Source organism: Labrys sp. WJW (assembly GCF_001676615.1).
Lineage (GTDB): Bacteria > Pseudomonadota > Alphaproteobacteria > Rhizobiales > Labraceae > Labrys > Labrys sedimenti.
Window position 1 is genome coordinate 42,781 of the sequence record NZ_LYXZ01000004.1, and the last position, 18,307, is coordinate 61,087.

Here is an 18,307-nt window from a genome sequence, read left to right on the forward strand (position 1 = left end):
TCTTCCTGGGACCGCCGGCTTGCAGCCGGCTCTTCCTCATCGGCGGGTGCAGTGCTTCCAAGAGCCGGCTGGAAGCCGGCGGTCCCGGAACGTCCTCAGCCGCCTCTAGCCAGCTTCTCCAGTGCCTCGCCGGTCAGGCGGCAGCCGATCCATTCCTTGCGCAGCACCGCGCCCTGCCTTTCGTAGAAGCCGATGGCGGGCTCGTTCCAGTCGAGCACCGCCCATTCGAAGCGGCCGAGCTTTTCCGTGACACAGCGCTGGGCGAGATGGCGGAGCAGGGCCTGGCCGATGCGGTGGCCGCGAAACGCTTCCTTCACGAAGAGATCTTCGAGATAGAGGCCGTGGCGGCCGAGGAAGGTCGAGTAGTTGTAGAACCACAGGGCGAAACCGGCGGTCTCTCCTTGCCACTGGGCTATCTCGCAGAAGACACGCGGGTTGGGGCCGAACAGGCTGGCGCTGATGTCGGCTTCGGTGGCGACCGCCTCATGTTCGAGCTTCTCATAAAGCGCCAAGCCGCGGATCAAATCCAGCACGGTTGCGGTATCGGCCGGTTCGGCGCGGCGGATGGTCAGGGACATTGTCGTGCTCCAACAAAAAGCCCGCCTTGCGGGCGGGCTGACTGTGTTGCCTGAAACCGTGATTTCAACGGTAACTCAGGCTGCGTCGATATCGTTCAGGCCGAGGCGCTTGTCGAGATAGGACGAACATGACGCGATCAATTCGTCCGTCTTGTTGTCGAAGAAGTGGTTGGCGCCGGGGATGACCGATTGCTCGATGACGATGCCCTTCTGCGTCTTCAGCTTGGAGACCAGGGTCTCGACATCCTTGAGCGGCGCCACGCGATCGGCGTCGCCATGCACGATCAGGCCGGAGGACGGGCAGGGGGCAAGGAAGGAGAAGTCGAAGCGATTGGCCGGAGGCGCCACCGAGATGAAGCCCTCGATTTCCGGGCGGCGCATCAGGAGCTGCATGCCGATCCAGGCCCCGAACGAGACGCCGGCGATCCAGCAGGACTTGGCATCGGGCGTCACCGCCTGCACCCAGTCGAGCGCTGAGGCAGCATCGGAAAGCTCGCCCGCGCCGTGGTCGAAGGAGCCCTGGCTGCGGCCGACGCCGCGGAAATTGAAACGCAGAGCCGAAAAACCGCGCTGCACGAAGGCATAGAACAGGTCGTAGACGATCTTGTTGTTCATCGTCCCGCCAAATTGCGGATGCGGATGCAGGACGATCGCAATGGGGGCTCCACGCTGCTTGGACGGCTGGAAGCGGCCTTCGATGCGGCCTGCCGGGCCGGTGAACGTAACTTCGGGCATATATTGAGTTGCCTTTTTCGTGTGCCAGAGCAGAGCTCGGTTGATCCGAACGGTTCCCGTCAGTCGAGTTCCGCGAGAACTTCGAAACCTCGCAGGATATCCGGGCCCTCCCTAGGGCGGACCACGAATTCCCGCTTGGGCCTCGCACTCCGGCTCCGATGACTGGCCTTGACGGCTGAGGGAGGCAGGAGTATGACTTTAGAATAATTCTAATGTCTTAGAACTATTCTAAAGTAGCTCATCGCTTGGATGCGATGCGCTTTGATCCATGCGCCGATGAGGACGCATTGCACCCAGCCCGCGTTCGGGTAGCGCTTCTTAACACGAAGAGCAGGGCGTTTTGCAAGCTTTTCCGCATTGGCAGAGCGGCAGAACAACGGATTTTTGGGGTTTGACCAGGTCGCGCACCTATCTGGACCACAATGCAACCACGCCGTTGCGGCAGGAGGCTCGCGCCGCCATGCTGTCCGCGCTGGATCTGTGTGGTGCGCCGTCTTCCGTGCATGCGGATGGCCGCGCGGTGCGCAAGCTAGTGGAGACGGCGCGCCATGGCGTCGCCGATCTCGTCGGTGCGCTCGCCAAGAACGTGGTTTTCTGCGCCTCCGCTACGGAAGCCAACAATCTGGCCCTCAATCTCGACTGGCAACGCCCCGGTAAGCCTCCCCTCCGGCGCATGGCTGTATCCAGCGTGGAGCATGCCAGCGTATTGAATGGCGTGCGTCCGCAGAACACCGAACTCGACCTCCTGCCGGTGGATGGGAATGGGGTGCTCGATCTCGGTGCACTCGAGGCCCGGCTTGCCGCCTGGCGCGAATGCGGAGAGACGGGCCTGGTTTCGGTGATGCTGGCCAACAACGAGACCGGCGTGGTGCAGCCGGTGGCCGAGATCGCTGCTCGCGTGCGTGAGGCCGGCAGTGTGTTTCATTGCGACGCCGCGCAGGCCGCCGGGAAGATCGCGTGTTTTATCAATGAGATCGGAGCGGATCTTCTGACGATTTCGAGCCACAAGCTCGGCGGTCCACTCGGCGCCGGCGCCTTGGTGCTGGCCAGCGACGGTTTGCACCAGCCCAATGCCCTCATCCGCGGCGGTGGCCAGGAGAAGGGTTTGCGGGCCGGGACCGAGAACGTGCCGGCACTCGCCGGCTTCGGCGCGGCAGCGCGCGCCGCAGCGCGGGATCTTGCGGCTTATGGGCAGGAGAGCCTTGTCCTGCGTTCGAAGCTGGAGAAAGCGTTGCGGGACGCATCGCCGGATATCGTGCTGTTCGGCGAGGGCGTGGAGCGCCTGCCGAACACGCTGAATTTCGCCGAACCGGGGATGGCGGCGGAAACGACGTTGATCGCGCTGGATCTTGAGGGTATCTCCGTCTCCTCGGGATCTGCCTGCTCGTCGGGCAAGGTGAAGGTCAGCCATGTGCTGACGGCGATGGGCGTGGCGCCGGCGCTGGCCGGTTGCGCCTTGCGCGTGTCGCTGGGACGGGAAACCACAGTCCAAGAGATCGAGTTTTTTGTCGCGGCCTGGAAAAGGCTGCGCAAGAACTTACATGACAGAAGGCATCGGGCGGCCTAAACCCCCGTCCGATCTGTAAAATTTGCTGCTTTCGGGCGGCACCAGGAGACCAACATGCCTGCAGTCCAGGAAACCGTCGAACAGGTCCGGGCGATCGACGTCGACCAGTATAAATATGGCTTCGTCACGGACATCGAGATGGAGCTTGCGCCCAAAGGCCTGTCCGAAGAGATCGTTCGCTATATCTCGGCCAAGAAGGGCGAGCCTGACTGGATGACCGAATGGCGCCTCGACGCCTACCGGCGCTGGATCACCATGCAGGAACCGACCTGGGCGCGCGTCGAATATCCGCCGATCGACTTCCAGGATCTCTATTACTATGCGGCGCCCAAGCAGAACGCCGCGCCGAAATCGCTCGACGAGATCGATCCGGCCATCCTCAAGACCTACGAGAAGCTCGGCATTCCCCTGCGCGAGGTCGAAATCCTCGAAGGCGTGGCGCCGGCCAACCGCATTGCCGTCGATGCGGTGTTCGACTCGGTTTCCGTCGTCACCACCTTCAAGGATGAACTGAAAAAGGCCGGCGTGATCTTCTGCTCGATTTCGGAAGCGCTGCGCGAGCATCCGGACCTGGTGAAGAAATATCTCGGCACCGTAGTGCCGACCACCGACAATTTCTATGCGACTCTGAACTCGGCCGTGTTCTCGGACGGTTCCTTCGTCTATGTGCCGCCGGGGGTGCGTTGCCCGATGGAGCTGTCGACCTATTTCCGCATCAACGAGGAAAAGACCGGCCAGTTCGAGCGCACTTTGATCATCGCCGACAAGGGCGCCTACGTCTCCTATCTCGAAGGCTGCACCGCCCCGAGGCGTGACGAGAACCAGCTCCATGCCGCCGTGGTCGAGCTGATCGCGCTCGAGGACGCCGAGATCAAATATTCCACCGTGCAAAACTGGTATCCGGGCGACTCCGAGGGCAAGGGCGGCATCTATAATTTCGTCACCAAGCGTGGCGATTGCCGCGGTGCGCGCTCGAAGATCTCCTGGACGCAGGTGGAGACCGGCTCGGCCATCACCTGGAAATACCCGTCCTGCATCCTGCGCGGCGAAGGCTCCCAGGGCGAGTTCTACTCGATCGCAGTCTCGAACGGCCGCCAGCAGGTCGATAGCGGCACCAAGATGATCCATCTGGGCAAGAACACCAAGAGCCGGATCATCTCCAAGGGCATCTCGGCCGGCCATTCCAACAACACCTATCGTGGCCTTGTCTCTGCCCATCGCAAGGCCACGGGCGCCCGCAACTTCACCAATTGCGATTCGCTGCTGATCGGCGAGCACTGCGGGGCGCACACCGTGCCCTATATCGAGTCGAAGAACTCGACTGCGGTGTTCGAGCATGAGGCCACCACCTCGAAGATTTCCGACGACCAGCTGTTCTACTGCCTCCAGCGCGGCTTGTCGGCCGAGGAGGCCACGGCCCTGATTGTCAACGGCTTCGTCAAGGACGTGCTTCAGCACCTGCCGATGGAATTCGCGGTCGAAGCGCAGAAGCTCATCTCCATCAGCCTCGAGGGCAGTGTCGGCTGAGCCGGCGCATCACATCTTTCACGCTGCGGCGTCACTATTTCCAGGAACTCTACGATGCTCGAAATCAAGAACCTCCATGCCGAAATCGACGGCAAGCCGATCATCCAGGGGCTGAGCCTCACGGTGAAGGACGGCGAAGTCGCGGCGATCATGGGCCCGAACGGCTCCGGCAAGTCGACCCTCTCCTATATCCTGGCCGGCAAGGAGGATTATGAGGTCACGCAGGGCGAGATCCTGCTCGACGGCGAGAACATCCTCGAGATCCCGGTCGAAGAGCGCGCGGCGCGCGGCGTCTTCCTGGCCTTCCAGTATCCGCTCGAAATTCCCGGCGTCGCCACCATGACCTTCCTGAAGGCCGCCTTGAATGCCCAGCGCAAGGCGCGCGGCGAGGCCGAGCTTTCCACGCCGGACTTCATCAAGCGCGTGAACAGCGCGGCCGACGAGCTTAAGATCTCGAAGGAAATGCTGCGCCGTGCCTTCAATGTCGGCTTCTCGGGCGGCGAAAAGAAGCGCATGGAAATCCTGCAGATGGCACTGCTGCAGCCGAGCCTCGCCGTGCTCGACGAGACCGATTCCGGTCTCGACATCGACGCTTTGCGCATCGTGGCCGACGGCGTGAACGCGCTGCGCTCGCCCAAGCGTTCCTTCATCGTGATCACCCATTATCAGCGCCTGCTCAACCACATCGTGCCCGACAGCGTGCATGTCCTCTCCAAGGGGCGGATCGTGAAGTCGGGCGGCAAGGAACTGGCGCTCGAGCTCGAAGCCAACGGCTATCGCGACTACGAGGAAGCTGCGTAACCATGGCCAATATCGTTGCTGTGAAGACTTCGGCCGAGACGGCGCTGGACGAGGCGTTCGGCGGCCTGCGCGAGGCGCTGCCCGGTGTCGCGGCTGTGCGCGGCCTGCGCGACGGGGCCATTGCCCGTTTCCGCGAAAGCGGTTTGCCGCATCGCCGGGTCGAGGAGTGGAAATATACCGATCTGCGCAACCTGATGCGCGATGCCAATCCCGTCGCGACCGGTCCGCAGGGAACGCCCGCTGCGGCGGGCAAGGCGGAGGATTTTCTCGCCGGGCTCGACCATATTCGCCTGGTCGTCGTCGACGGTGCCTATTCGCCGGCGCTGTCGAACATTGCGGCATTGCCGGCCGGGCTGAAGGTGACTTCGCTCGCCGAAGCGCTTGCCTCGACGGATGATGCCCTCATCGCCGATCTCAGCGCCGGAGCGCCTGACAACGCGGTGCTCGATCTCAACACCGCCTTCATGAGCGATGGCGTGGTGGTGAGCGTCGATGCAGGCGTCGAGATCGGCCTGCCGGTCGCCATCGAGACCCGCCACACCGGTACGGTGGCGCAGGCGACCTTCACGCGTTCGCTGGTGGTCCTGGGTGCCGGCGCCAAGCTGACGCTGATCGATAGCTATGAGGGACCGGAGGGCGTTGCCCATCAGACCAATGCGGCGCTCGCCGTCAAGGTCGGCGATGGGGCCGAATTGCAGCGCATCAGCTTCCAGGTCCAGGGCCTCGAAGCCCAGCATATCTCCACCGTGCTGGCTTCGCTCGGCAAGGAGTCGGTGCTGCAGAGCTTTGCCCTGGAGGCGGGAGCCGCCGTGGCGCGCAACCAGCTCTTCGTCACCTATCGGGGTGACGACGCCAAGATCGTGCTGTCGGGCGCCACGCTGCTGGCCGGCAAGCGTCATGCCGACACCACTTTGGTGGTGGATCACATGGCACTTGGCGGTGAGAGCCGCGAGCTCTTCCACGCGGTGATCGACGACGAAGCTCGCTCGGTGTTCCAGGGCAAGATCGTGGTCCGTCAGGGCGCACAGAAGACCGACGGACGCATGATGAGCCGCTCGCTCCTGCTGTCGGAAACGGCAGAGGCCAACGCCAAGCCGGAGCTCGAAATCTTCGCAGACGACGTCGTCTGCGCCCATGGCGCGACCTGCGGCGCCCTGGACGAGGACCTCCTGTTCTACTGCAAGGCCCGCGGCATCCCGCAGAAGGAGGCCGAGGCGATCCTCGTCCAGGCTTTCATCGGCGAGGCCATCGAGACGGTGGAGAACGAGGAACTGCGTGAGCGGCTCAATGCCCTCACCGAGGCCTGGCTCGACAAGCGGGCCTGACACGGGCGGGCGCCATTCATGCGAACGGCGCCCCTCGACAAAGAATGCTGGCGTGGCGCCATTCGAGGCTTCGCGCAAATCCGCAGCTCGCTGCTGGAAGGAATGGGAACGTGAACAAGCCCGTCGCCGCACTTCCTTATGACCTGGCCAAGGTCCGTGCCGACTTTCCGGCCCTGTCGCTGCAGGTCCACGGCAAGCCGCTGGTCTATCTCGACAACGGTGCTTCCGCCCAGAAGCCCCAGGCAGTGCTCGATCGCATGATGCATGCCTACACCCATGAATATGCGAATGTTCACAGGGGCTTGCATTACCTTGCGAATGCGGCGACGGAAGCCTATGAGGCCGGCCGCGAGAGCGTGCGCAAGTTCCTCAACGCGCCTTCGATTGAACAGATCATCTTCTCGCGCTCCGCAACGGAGTCCCTCAACCTCGTCGCCGCCTCCATGGGGCGGCTGCTCGAGATCGGCGAGGGCGACGAGATCGTGCTCTCGATCATGGAGCACCATTCCAACATCGTGCCCTGGCACTTTCATCGCGAGCGTGCCGGTGCCGTGCTGAAATGGGCGCCGATCCGCGAGGACGGCTCCTTCGATATCGAGGCTTTCGAAAAACTCCTGGGGCCGCGCACCAAGATGGTGGCGATCACCCATATGTCGAACGTGCTGGGCACGGTGACGCCGCTCAAGGAAATCGTTGCTTTGGCCCATGCCCGCGGCATTCCGGTGTTGGCCGACGGCAGCCAGGGGGCCGTGCATCTCGACGTCGACGTGCAGGATCTCGACGTCGACTTCTATGCCTTCACCGGCCACAAGGTGTATGGGCCCACCGGCATCGGCGTGCTCTACGGCAAGAAGGAATGGCTGGAGCGTATGCCCCCCTTCAATGGCGGCGGCGAGATGATCGGCGAGGTGACCGAAGATGACATCACCTATGCCACGCCGCCCCATCGCTTCGAAGCCGGCACGCCGCCGATCGTGCAGGCGATCGGCCTGGGCGCCGCGGTGGACTATATGATGGCGCTTGGCCGTGATAACATCCGGGCTCACGAGGAGAAGCTCCTGCATTATGCCCAGGAGCGCCTATCCAAGCTCAATTCGATCCGGATTTTCGGTGAAGCGCCGGGCAAGGGCGGTATCGTCTCCTTCGAGTTGAAGAATGCCCATGCCCATGACGTAGCGACCGTACTGGATCGCTACGGTATCGCGGTGCGCGCAGGAACGCATTGCGCTCAACCGCTTTTGGCGCGATATGGCGTAACTTCGACCTGCCGCGCCTCCTTCGGGCTTTACAATACGCTCGACGAGGTAGATGCACTGGTCGAGGCGCTGATCAAGGCGCAGAGCTTTTTCGCATGACGGAGGCAGTGATGGCCGACGGAAATCTGGCCGAGACCCGGCCCAATGAACCGGCTGTCGCAGGGGCGACGGCCTTGCCGCCGGAAGAGATCGATCGGCTGACCGATGCGATCGTGGCCGCCCTCAAGACCGTCTACGATCCGGAAATTCCGGCCGACATCTACGAGCTCGGCCTGATCTACCGTGTCGAGATCGCCGACGATCGCAAGGTGAGCATCGACATGACGCTCACGGCGCCAGGTTGCCCGGTTGCGGGCGAGATGCCCGGCTGGGTGGAGAATGCCGTGGCGAGCGTGCCTGGCGTTTCCGAGGTCCAGGTGAAGATGGTTTTCGATCCGCCGTGGGACCAGTCGCGCATGTCCGATGAAGCACGCGTCGCGCTGGATATGTGGTGAGGGATCCAATTCCCTCCCTCTCGCATTCGCGCCGAGTCGCGCTTATATTCGTGGGGTAAACCGAGCGCCGGGCCTTGAACCCGGTGTTGTTGGAGTGTTCCAGTGAGCAAGATCCGCCCGAAGTTCAAGGTCGTTTCGCTGACCGATGCCGCGGCCGACAAGATCAAGGCCATCATGGCCAATGCCGAGCGGCCCTATGAAGGCGTGCGCGTCGGCGTCAAGAATGGCGGCTGCGCCGGTATGTCCTACACGATGGAATATGCCGAAACGGCCAACCCGCTCGACGAGGTGGTCGAGGACAAGGGTGTCAAGGTCCTGATCGATCCCAAGGCCGTGCTGTTTCTGCTCGGCACCGAGATGGACTACAAGACCGACAAGCTTTCGGCTCAGTTCGTGTTCAACAACCCCAATCAGACCTCCGCCTGCGGCTGCGGCGAGTCGGTGGCGATCACGCCGGCTGCGAGTGGCGCGCTGGAAGCAACGGCCTGAGGCTGTCGCAGGATGGATCACGAGCATCTGCGCGATCTCTTCGCCGGTATGCCGGGTCTATCCATTCGGCGCTTGTTCGGCGGGGGCGGCCTTTATTCCGATGGCGTGGTCTTCGCACTCGGTGCTTTCGATGAGATCTGGATCAAGGCGGATGCCGAGAGCCAGCCTCTGTTCGAACAGGCAGGTTCGCGCCCTTTCCGCTACAGGGGCAAGAACCGGGACGTGCAGCTGCCTTATTGGAGCTTGCCGGACCAGGCGCTGGACGATCCCGACGAGGCGCTGAAATGGGCTCGGCTCGGCCTCATGGTTTCCTTGCGCGCGCCGAAGCAGGCGTCTAAAGCAAAACGTTCCAGGAAGAGCACGTCGCAGCGTTTGTGAGTGTTCTCGTATCCTCGATATCGGACCGTCGCCATGTCCATCGTGCTTTCGATCGCCCTGTTCTTCGTCATCTGGTGGATGACGCTGTTCGCCGTGCTGCCGCTTGGCGTGAAGAGCCAGTTCGAGGGCGGCGAGGTGGTGCCAGGCACCGAGGCTGGGGCGCCGCAAAGGCCGATGCTGCTGAAGAAGGCGGGCATCACCACGGTGATCGCCGTGGCGATCTTCACCTGCGTCTACCTTGTCGTGTCGAAACATTGGATGCCGCACCAGATCTTCGACATCGTACCGGACCTGAAGCAATAATGGCCGTGCTCTCACGCGATGTCGGTGCGCAGGACCATGTGAAGGGGCCGGCCGATGCGCCGGTCACTCTGGTCGAATATGGCGATTTCGAATGCCCCTATTGCGGGGAGACCGTCGGCGTGATCGACGGCGTCCAGCGTCTGATGGGTGACAGGCTGCGCTATGTCTTCCGGCATTTTCCCCTGGTCGAGCCGCATCCCTATGCCCTGCATGCCGCCGGCCTGGCCGAGGCGGCGGGGGAAGTCGGGCGGTTCTGGGAGGCGCATCGCATCCTCTACGACAACCAGCACGCACTCGATGACAGGGCGCTGCGCAGTTACGGGCGCCGGCTCGGCCTCGGCCAGGAAGTCGTCGAGGCAGCCTTGGCCGGGCGCTATGCCGCCAGGATCGAGCTCGATTTCCAGAGCGGCATCGCCAGCGGCGTGAATGCGACGCCGACCCTGTTCATCAATGGCGCCCGTCATGATGGCCGGCGCGATCTCAGGGGGCTGCATGCGGCCCTGCTGGCTGCCGCGGAGGGGGGCCGCTGAGCGAGGGTTAGCGTCGCGCGTGTTGCCGCCCCGGTAAGGGAAGGTGGGTGCAGTATGGTGTGCCGATCCTCAGATCGGCATTCCGCCGGCTTTCTCGAAAAGTGCCGATCTGAAGATCGGCACACCAGGGGGAGGGGCGGGCGGTTACCCGGCCTATCCCTTCGGCTTGCTCCCAGGCTTTTCCATCCATTTGATGATGAGCATGGCCGGGAAGATCCAGGCAAGGCCCAGAACGGCATAGAGGATGGGTTGCAGCCAGGCGGGGGCATCGGTGATGCGGCCTTCCGCCAAGGCCATGGCGAGGAGGGCGTAGACCACGACCAGCACCAGCATCGCCAGCGAACCGACCAGTTTGCGCAGGGACGGGACCTTGTAGTCCTGGGCCATGATCTCGAACTCCGTGGCCAGCGCCGGCACGGAGCGGCGAGGCGGGTATTGCCTTTGAAGTGCGACGCGAGCGCGCGTTGCTCCGGCCAGGCGATTTCTATATCTGTGCGCCCTAGAGCAAAGCGCGTTCGGGACCGAACGCTTATTTGCTCTAACTCCTTGTTTCGACGCGTCTTTGCGATTCAAGGTGATTCCATGTAATCGCAAAACGCTTTAGAACAAAGAGCGTTTCGACGGAAACGCTTCTTTCTTCCGGCTTGGTGTTTCGCTGCGCGTTCCAGATGTCGCAAAGCGCGCGATGCGAGCCGGTCGATCAGGAAAGGCAATCAACGTGGCCGCCATTGCAGACAATCCCGCCACCATCGGCATGAGTCGCGGCCACCTCGCTGCCATCCGCGCCTGGCTTGTCGTCGTAGCGGTGCTGGTAATTGCCATGGTGGTGGTGGGCGGCGCCACGCGCCTGACCGAATCCGGGCTGTCGATCACCGAATGGCAACCGATCAAGGGCACCATTCCGCCGCTGTCCGCCAGCGAATGGGCGGCCGAATTCGAGAAATACAAGCAGATCCCGCAATATGTGAAGCTGAACCTCGGCATGACGCTCGAGGAGTTCAAGTTCATCTATTGGTGGGAGTGGAGCCACCGCCTGTTGGGCCGCCTGATCGGCATCGTCTTCGCCGTGCCGTTCCTGATCTTCTGGCTGCGCGGCTGGCTCACGCCCAGGCTCACCGTGAAGCTGGTCGGCCTGCTCGCGCTCGGGGGCAGCCAGGGATTGCTGGGCTGGTGGATGGTGAAATCGGGCCTCGCCGATCGGACAGAGGTCTCCGAATATCGCCTGGCCATGCACCTGACCCTGGCCTGTCTCATTCTCACTGCGATCGTCTGGGTGGCATCCTCGCTCAAGGAAGAACGCTTCAGCGGGGCCGTGCCCGGAGCTGCGAGGGCGATTGCCTACGCCCTGGTGCCGCTGATCCTGGTTCAGATCTTCATGGGCGGCCTGGTGGCCGGCCTGAGGGCCGGCATGGCCTACAACACCTGGCCTCTGATGGACGGCCATTTCATCCCGACGCTGAACAATCTCTACATCATGGCACCCACCTGGGTGAACCATTTCGAGAACGCGCTGACCGTGCAGTTCCAGCACCGCATGGTGGCCTATCTCATCGTGGCGCTGGCTCTGCTGCAGGCCTGGCTGGCTGTGCGTGGCGGCAACGGCCCGGCGCGCGGCCGGGCCCTGCTGGTGGCGGCCGTGGCGCTGAGCCAGGCCGTGATCGGTATCATCACGCTCGTGCTGGTCGTGCCGCTCTGGGCAGGCATCCTGCACCAGCTCGGCGGCGTCCTGCTGCTCACAGCTGCGACTGTGCACGCACAGCGGCTGGTTGCCGGGCCGGCGCCTCAGTCTCCGGCGAGGGCCTGATCGAGGTCGGCAATGATGTCGTTGACATCCTCGATGCCGACCGAAATGCGCACCACGTCGGGACCTGCGCCCGCTGCCTTCTTCTGCTCGTCGGACAATTGCCGATGGGTGGTCGAGGCCGGGTGAATGATCAGCGAGCGGGTATCGCCGACATTGGCGAGATGCGAGAACAGTTTGACGTTCGATACCAGCTGGATACCGGCCTCGTTGCCGCCCTTCAGGCCGAAGGTGAACACCGCCCCAGCGCCCTTGGGGCAGTATTTGCGGGCGAGGGCGTTGTAACGGTCGGCATCGAGGCCAGGATAGGACACCCAGGCCACGCCCGGATGCTCGGCCAGATATTGCGCGACTGCGAGTGCGTTGTCCGAGTGCTTTTGCATGCGCAGCGGCAGAGTCTCGATGCCCGTCAGGATCAGGAAGGCGTTGAAGGGCGACAGCGCCGGGCCGAGGTCGCGCAGACCGAGCACCCGCGCGGCGATGGCGAAGGCGAAATTGCCGAAGGTCTCGCCGATGACGATGCCGTTATATTCCGGGCGCGGTGCCGACAGGAAGGGATAGCGGCCCGAGGAGAGCCAGTCGAACTTGCCGCCGTCGACGATGACGCCGCCGATCGAGTTGCCGTGCCCGCCCAGGAATTTGGTGGCCGAGTGGACCACGATGTCGGCGCCGAAATCGATCGGGCGGGTGAGATAGGGCGAGGCCAGGGTGTTGTCGACGATCAGCGGTACGCCGGCCTTCTTGGCGATGGCGGCAATGGCGGCGATGTCGGTGATGATGCCGCCGGGATTGGCGATGGATTCGATGAAGATCGCCTTGGTCTTCGGCGTCACCGCCGCGGCAAAAGTGGAAGGATCATTGGCATCGGCCCAGCGCACGTTCCAGTCGAACGAGCGGAAGGAATGGTTGAACTGGTTGATCGAGCCGCCATAGAGCTTGTTGGAGGCGATGAACTCGTCACCCGGCTGCAATAGGGTATGGAACACCAACATCTGTGCGGCATGGCCCGAGGCGACGGCCAAGGCGGCGGTGCCGCCTTCCAGCGCGGCGACGCGCTCTTCCAGCACCGCATTGGTGGGGTTGGTGATGCGCGAATAGATGTTGCCGAAAGCCTGCAGCCCGAATAGCGAGGCTGCATGGTCGACATCGTCGAAGACGAAGGACGTCGTCTGGTAGATCGGGGTGGCGCGCGCGCCTGTGGTCGGGTCGGGTTGTGCGCCCGCGTGAACGGCAAGCGTTGAAAACCCTGGTTGTTGCCCAGCCGACATCATGATCCTCCTTGGATGGTCTTGTGGAATGCTTGGCCGCAATGACGCGGCATTGGTGAATTGGTGTCATTGCGAGCGCAGCGAAGCAATCCAGTTTTTGTAGGAGGTCTCTGGATTGCTTCGCTGTGCTCGCAATGACAGACAGTATCAGCAGCCTACCGGCGCAGGCCGAGGCGCTGGAAGCCGCGATTGTCGCGTGTCGCGCGTTTGGAAGAAATGGCGCCGGAATTGACACCGGCCCAGCCGATCTCGCCGGAAAGTCGGCCATATTCGATCTTGGGGCAGCGATTCATCACCACCTCGATGCCGGCGGCTTCCGCTTTCGCAGCCGCCGCATCGTTGCGCACGGTCAACTGCATCCAGATCACCTTGGGCAGGACAGGCAGGGCCAGGATTTCGTCGACCACCGCGCCGGCTGCCTCGGAATTGCGGAAGATGTCGACCATGTCGACGGGGCCGGGCAAGGCTGCCAGGCTGGCATAAACCGGCAGATCCAGGATGGTCTTGCCGGCGAGGCCCGGATTGATCGGGAACATCTGATAGCCACGCAGCTTGAGATATTTCAGCACGAAATAACTCGGCCGAACCTCATTGGCCGAAGCGCCGACCATGGCAATGCTGTGAACCTTGCGCAGGATGTCGCCGATATAGTCGTCAGAATAGCTGTCGTGGTTCATTCACACATCCGCCGGTCGTCGATCTATCAATCAATTGGCTTCGGCAATCGGTTTGAGCTTGTCGAGGAAGGGTTTCACCACCTCGGCATTGCCGGGAAGGGGAGTCAAGGCTTGCAGAGAGGCAAACTGCTCGTCGAGCTGCTGCAGCGCTTCCTTCTTCTTTTCGGGAGTGAGGCTTTGGTCCGCCTCGATCTCGGCCCGTGCCTTGGCCTTGTCTGCCTCGGGATCGTTCTGGCCGCTGTCGGCGGCGCCGTTATTGTCGGGGACATCGGCCTGATAGGCCAGCATCACCGAGTTGGTGACGATATCGAGCGCATCGAGATCCTTGAAATCATATTTGGCCAGGATCGCATCGGTGCGTGTCTTGGCTTCGGCGATGTCCTGGAATGCCGGCAGGGAGGCCACCGGATCGTCGCCGGGCGTGTCGGAACGGTCGCCATATTTCTTGGTGAGATCGGCGGCAAGGACCGTCAACTCGGCGCGGGCGGCAATGAATTTCTCCACCATCGGCGCGGTCAGCTTGACCTGGTCGTCGCTCGCACCGGCCGGACCGACCAGGAAACAGGCCGATAGAGCCAGGCCCGAAGCAAGACATAGGCGGCGGGCGAATTGCCTGAAGGTGGAAGCGTGCATGTCGGCTACCAATCGAATTGCTCGCGCAGGATGCGTTCGTCGAGCGAATGCCCCGGATCATGCAGCATGACGAGGTCTTGCGACGAATCCATGGCTATCTCGACGCGCTGCACGTCCTTGACCTCGACATTGTCGCCGACCGCATTGACCGGCCGTTTGGCCGGCTCCAGCACTTCTATGGTGACGCGCGCGCGCTGCGGCAGGATGGCACCGCGCCAGCGGCGAGGGCGAAACGCCGAGATCGGGGTGAGCGCCAGCAGGGGCGCCTCCAGGGGCAGGATCGGACCGTTGGCTGACAGATTATAGGCGGTCGATCCGGCAGGCGTCGCTACGATCAGGCCATCGCAGATCAGGCTCTCCAGCCGGACATGCTCATCGATCGAAATCCTCAGCTTGGCTGCCTGGAAACGGGCGCGCAGCAGCGACACCTCGTTGATGGCGTAGGATTTCGATGCCTGGCCTCGCGTGTCGACCGCGCACATCGCAAGCGGATGCACCACGCTGCGCCGGGCCTTGGCCAAGCGGTCATGCAGGTCGTTTTCGCGGAACTCGTTCATCAGGAAGCCGACGGAGCCACGATTCATGCCGTAAATCGGAAGCTTGCGGCCCATCAGTCTGTGCAATGTCTGCAGCATGAGGCCATCACCGCCGAGAGCGACGACAACCTCCGCCTCCTCGATCGGGACGTTGCCATAGCGGTCCGTGAGCGACTTGAGCGCCTTGCGTGCCGAAGCGGTCGCGGTGGCCACGAAGGCGATCTTATCGAAATGGTGTTTGCTGGTCACGAATGGAATCGCAATGGGAATGTTCGCTGGACCAGGGCAAGCCCGGGTCGATGGGTAAGGCAGGCGACGCATGCCCGGCGCCAGCCTATCGCGAAAAAATGCCGGCTGCCAATGCTCAAAGCATCTTGCGATCGGCAGAGGCAGCTGGAACTGCATAGACGGTTCCCCAAGCATGGGCGGGGCATAAGAAAACGCCGCACTGACGATCAGTGCGGCGCCTCTAAACACGCTTGAGAACCCTGCTGTCAGGCACAGCACCTCGAATCGTAAAGCCACTCTGGCCTGTGGTCGGAACGGCCCGGAAACGAGGGGACGAAACAGAGGGTGTTCAGCCGCGAACGCCCTCTGCTCACGTCGATCACATCATTTCTTCGACCACCATCCGGCCTTCTTCGGCTTGGCCGGATCGACGGCGTCGACATAGACATAGGCGGAAGGGTTGGACACCACGACTTCGCGCGCCGCGGCAGATGCCACAGCTTCCTGAACGGGCTCCGGCTCGGCGACTGGAGCCGGTGCCGGGGGCTGCTCAGCCTGAACGGGCTCGGCCTCCGGAGCAGGGACCGGCGTAGGCTCGCTCTCCGCTTCGGTCTTGATCGCTACCTGCTTGCGACCCCGGCGCTTGGGCTTCGGCTTTTCCTCGACGACCGCCTCGGGTGCGACCTCGGCGACGGCGGGGGCCTCGACGGCTTCTGCTGCCACGGCTTCAACGGTCGCGACTTCAGAAGCAGAAGCCTCGGCTGCGGGCGCTTCGGCTTCGTCAACGGCCGGCGTCTCCACCTCGGCCTCGCGGCGACCGCCACGACGCCCGCGGCGGCGGCGCTTGCCGGCATCGGCACTCTCATCTTCGCTCGGTGCGGCCGCTTCGGCGGCCGGAGGCGTTGTCACCTCCTCGGCGACGGGGGACTCGGCGGTGACCTGCTCGGCAGCCGGCGCAGCATCCTCGCCTTCACCTTCGCTTTCACCCTCGTTTTCATTGGCGGCGTTCTGTGCATCCGCCTCGGTGCCGGTGCCATTACCCCGACGGCGGCGACGGCGGCGGCGGCGCTTGCGCCCGCCTTCCCCGCCTTCGGCTTCGCCATCGGCGGCCTGATGGCGCGGCTTGCGGCCGCCCTCGGCCTCCTTTTCCTCCTCCTCGTCGGCTTCGACTTCGATCTCGGCTTCGGCCACTTCTTCGGCCGGCGGGAAGGAATCGACCTGGACCGTGGTCGCCACGGGGCGGGGTTCCAGCGGCGTGGCGATATCGCCGCGCTCGATCAGGTAGTTCTGGTTGCCCACGATGGTCTCATCGGCGCTGACCGTGATCGAGACGCCGAAACGAGCCTCAAGCGCGTAGAGATGGCCACGCTTGTGGTTGAGCACGTAGAGCGCGGTGGCCGTCCGGGTGCGCAGCACCAGATTGTGCGTGGCGCTCTTGAGAAGCTGGTCTTCCAGGGCGCGCAGGATGTGCAGCGCCACCGAGGTAACGGAGCGGACATGGCCGCTGCCGCCGCAATGGGCGCATACTTCGGTGGAAGATTCCAGCACGCCGGTGCGGATACGCTGGCGCGACATCTCCATCAGGCCGAAATGCGAGATGCGGCCGACCTGGATGCGGGCCCTGTCGTTCTTCAGGCAATCCTTGAGCTTGCGCTCGACCGAGCGGTTGTTGCGGCTCTCGTCCATGTCGATGAAATCGATGACGATCAGGCCGGCAAGGTCGCGCAGGCGCAGCTGGCGGGAGATTTCCTCCGCCGCTTCGAGATTGGTCTTGAGGGCGGTGTCCTCGATATTGTGCTCGCGCGTGGCGCGGCCCGAGTTGACGTCGATCGAAACCAGCGCCTCGGTCTGGTTGATGACGATGTAGCCGCCCGATTTCAGGCTGACGGAGGGCGAGAACATCGCATCGAGCTGGGCTTCCACGCCGAAACGCTGGAACAGCGGCGCCGCCTCGCGATAGGCCTGCACGTTCTTGGCATGGCTCGGCATGAGCATGCGCATGAAGTCCTTGGCCTCGCGATAGCCCTCATCGCCGGCGACGATCACCTCGTCGATATCCTTGTTGTAGAGGTCGCGGATCGAGCGCTTGATCAGCGAGCCCTCTTCATAGACGAGCGTCGGAGCCGCGGATTTCAGCGTGAGATCACGCACGTTCTCCCACAGGCGCAGCAGATATTCGAAGTCGCGCTTGATCTCGACCTTGGTGCGCGAGGCACCGGCCGTGCGCAGGATCACACCCATGCCATCAGGCACGTCGAGTTCGCCGGCCACGGCCTTCAGGCGCTTGCGGTCGACGGCATTGGTGATCTTGCGGGAGATGCCGCCGCCACGGGCGGTGTTGGGCATCAGCACCGAATAGCGGCCGGCGAGCGAAAGATAGGTGGTGAGGGCAGCGCCCTTGTTGCCGCGCTCTTCCTTGACGACCTGGACCAACAGCACCTGGCGACGCTTGATCACTTCCTGGATCTTGTACTGCTTGCGGGGGCGGGAGACACGCTCGGGGATGTCGTCGGCGACATCCCCGCCGCCGAGTGCCTCGACATGCTCCTCGTCGGAGCCGGAGCCGACCTCGACGATTCCGCCCGAACCGCCTTCCTCGCCGGTGCTGTCCTCGGACGCTTCAGGCTCGGGCGCAGAAGCGACGACGGCAGCCGTCTCGGCTTCCGCGGCCTCGGTGCGGTTCTGGCCGCGCCCACGGCGACGGCGCGAACCGCTCCGGCGTCCTTCGCTCGCGCCATTGGCGTTGCCGTTTTCCTCGTCTTCATCCTCGTCGCGATGCGAGCGCTGTTCCTCGGCCAGCAAGGCCAGGCGATCGGCAACGGGGATCTGATAGTAGTCGGGATGAATTTCCGAGAAGGCGAGGAAGCCATGGCGGTTGCCGCCATATTCCACGAAGGCCGCCTGAAGGGACGGTTCAACGCGGGTAACCTTGGCAAGATAGATATTGCCGCGCAGCTGCTTGCGATTGGCTGCCTCGAAGTCAAACTCCTCGACGCGATTGCCGCGGACCACCACGACCCGGGTTTCCTCCGGGTGGGCGGCGTCGATCAACATTTTGTTGGCCATTATTATTTTCTCTCTGGCAAGCGCGGCCGGGGTCATGCGCGACGGGGCTGCTGGCGACGAACACCGATACAGCCCTGCCGATGCGGCAGGCGCTTGCTCTGTTGGCTGGGACAAG

Annotated in this window: 19 protein-coding genes; 11 read left to right on the forward strand and 8 right to left on the reverse strand. The window is 63.3% G+C overall.

Features of this window, described 5'->3' with window-relative positions; translation table 11 throughout:
• Positions 1–95: 95 nt before the first annotated feature.
• Entirely contained in the window at positions 96–578 is a 483-nt protein-coding gene (locus BA190_RS03355) for a GNAT family N-acetyltransferase (protein ID WP_068282560.1), read from the reverse strand.
• 75 nt (positions 579–653) lie between these two features.
• Positions 654–1,313 carry an alpha/beta hydrolase gene (locus tag BA190_RS03360; protein WP_068282561.1) on the reverse strand — a complete coding sequence of 220 codons (660 nt, stop codon included), beginning with the start codon at positions 1,311–1,313 and terminating at the stop codon, positions 654–656.
• Between the two features lie 391 nt (positions 1,314–1,704).
• On the opposite strand from BA190_RS03360, the gene BA190_RS03365 reads away from it, so the two are divergent.
• The 10 genes from BA190_RS03365 to BA190_RS03410 all read left to right on the forward strand — a co-directional run bounded on the left by BA190_RS03365 (position 1,705) and on the right by BA190_RS03410 (position 9,983).
• Positions 1,705–2,880: a cysteine desulfurase family protein gene (locus tag BA190_RS03365; RefSeq protein WP_068282563.1), complete on the forward strand. Its 1,176-nt coding sequence runs from the start codon at positions 1,705–1,707 to the stop codon at positions 2,878–2,880.
• 54 nt (positions 2,881–2,934) lie between these two features.
• Positions 2,935–4,407: a Fe-S cluster assembly protein SufB gene (sufB, locus tag BA190_RS03370; protein ID WP_068282566.1), complete on the forward strand. Its 1,473-nt coding sequence runs from the start codon at positions 2,935–2,937 to the stop codon at positions 4,405–4,407.
• A gap of 54 nt (positions 4,408–4,461) precedes the next feature.
• Positions 4,462–5,208: a Fe-S cluster assembly ATPase SufC gene (gene sufC / locus BA190_RS03375; RefSeq protein WP_068282568.1), complete on the forward strand. Its 747-nt coding sequence runs from the start codon at positions 4,462–4,464 to the stop codon at positions 5,206–5,208.
• A 2-nt stretch (positions 5,209–5,210) separates the two neighbouring features.
• Entirely contained in the window at positions 5,211–6,533 is a 1,323-nt protein-coding gene (gene sufD / locus BA190_RS03380; protein ID WP_068282571.1) for a Fe-S cluster assembly protein SufD, read from the forward strand.
• Positions 6,534–6,643: 110 nt separating this feature from the next.
• Complete coding sequence (locus BA190_RS03385) at positions 6,644–7,888, forward strand: cysteine desulfurase (RefSeq protein WP_068282574.1); 1,245 nt, start codon at positions 6,644–6,646, stop codon at positions 7,886–7,888.
• 11 nt (positions 7,889–7,899) lie between these two features.
• Positions 7,900–8,283, forward strand: a complete 384-nt coding sequence (locus tag BA190_RS03390; RefSeq protein WP_068282576.1) for an SUF system Fe-S cluster assembly protein — start codon at positions 7,900–7,902, stop codon at positions 8,281–8,283.
• 111 nt (positions 8,284–8,394) lie between these two features.
• Positions 8,395–8,772 carry an iron-sulfur cluster assembly accessory protein gene (locus BA190_RS03395; RefSeq protein ID WP_068283007.1) on the forward strand — a complete coding sequence of 126 codons (378 nt, stop codon included), beginning with the start codon at positions 8,395–8,397 and terminating at the stop codon, positions 8,770–8,772.
• 12 nt (positions 8,773–8,784) lie between these two features.
• Complete coding sequence (locus tag BA190_RS03400; protein ID WP_068282579.1) at positions 8,785–9,150, forward strand: TfoX/Sxy family protein; 366 nt, start codon at positions 8,785–8,787, stop codon at positions 9,148–9,150.
• Between the two features lie 33 nt (positions 9,151–9,183).
• Positions 9,184–9,453, forward strand: a complete 270-nt coding sequence (locus BA190_RS03405; protein ID WP_068282581.1) for a DUF1467 family protein — start codon at positions 9,184–9,186, stop codon at positions 9,451–9,453.
• On the forward strand, positions 9,453–9,983 hold the full coding sequence (locus BA190_RS03410) for a DsbA family protein (protein ID WP_068282584.1): 531 nt from the start codon (positions 9,453–9,455) through the stop codon (positions 9,981–9,983). Before BA190_RS03405 ends, BA190_RS03410 begins: the two co-directional genes overlap by 1 nt.
• Before the next feature lie 153 nt (positions 9,984–10,136).
• Here the strand turns inward: BA190_RS03410 and BA190_RS03415 are convergent, their stop codons facing one another.
• Positions 10,137–10,370: a DUF2842 domain-containing protein gene (locus tag BA190_RS03415; protein ID WP_068283011.1), complete on the reverse strand. Its 234-nt coding sequence runs from the start codon at positions 10,368–10,370 to the stop codon at positions 10,137–10,139.
• 331 nt (positions 10,371–10,701) lie between these two features.
• Between BA190_RS03415 and BA190_RS03420 the strand changes: the two genes are divergently transcribed.
• A complete protein-coding gene (locus tag BA190_RS03420) occupies positions 10,702–11,787 on the forward strand; it encodes a COX15/CtaA family protein (RefSeq protein WP_245314529.1) in 1,086 nt (361 codons plus the stop codon).
• On the opposite strand, the gene BA190_RS03425 is transcribed toward BA190_RS03420, so the two are convergent.
• The 5 genes from BA190_RS03425 to BA190_RS03445 all read right to left on the reverse strand — a co-directional run bounded on the left by BA190_RS03425 (position 11,766) and on the right by BA190_RS03445 (position 18,192).
• Positions 11,766–13,052: an O-acetylhomoserine aminocarboxypropyltransferase gene (locus tag BA190_RS03425; protein WP_068282587.1), complete on the reverse strand. Its 1,287-nt coding sequence runs from the start codon at positions 13,050–13,052 to the stop codon at positions 11,766–11,768. The genes BA190_RS03420 and BA190_RS03425 overlap by 22 nt on opposite strands.
• Before the next feature lie 155 nt (positions 13,053–13,207).
• Complete coding sequence (locus tag BA190_RS03430; RefSeq protein ID WP_068282590.1) at positions 13,208–13,729, reverse strand: CoA-binding protein; 522 nt, start codon at positions 13,727–13,729, stop codon at positions 13,208–13,210.
• A gap of 30 nt (positions 13,730–13,759) precedes the next feature.
• Positions 13,760–14,362, reverse strand: a complete 603-nt coding sequence (locus BA190_RS03435) for a hypothetical protein (RefSeq protein ID WP_068282593.1) — start codon at positions 14,360–14,362, stop codon at positions 13,760–13,762.
• 5 nt (positions 14,363–14,367) lie between these two features.
• A complete protein-coding gene (locus BA190_RS03440; RefSeq protein WP_068282596.1) occupies positions 14,368–15,147 on the reverse strand; it encodes an NAD kinase in 780 nt (259 codons plus the stop codon).
• Positions 15,148–15,510: 363 nt separating this feature from the next.
• The gene (locus BA190_RS03445; RefSeq protein WP_068282599.1) at positions 15,511–18,192 is read right to left on the reverse strand and encodes a ribonuclease E/G; all 2,682 of its coding nucleotides are present in this window, start codon (positions 18,190–18,192) and stop codon (positions 15,511–15,513) included.
• Positions 18,193–18,307: the final 115 nt, after the last annotated feature.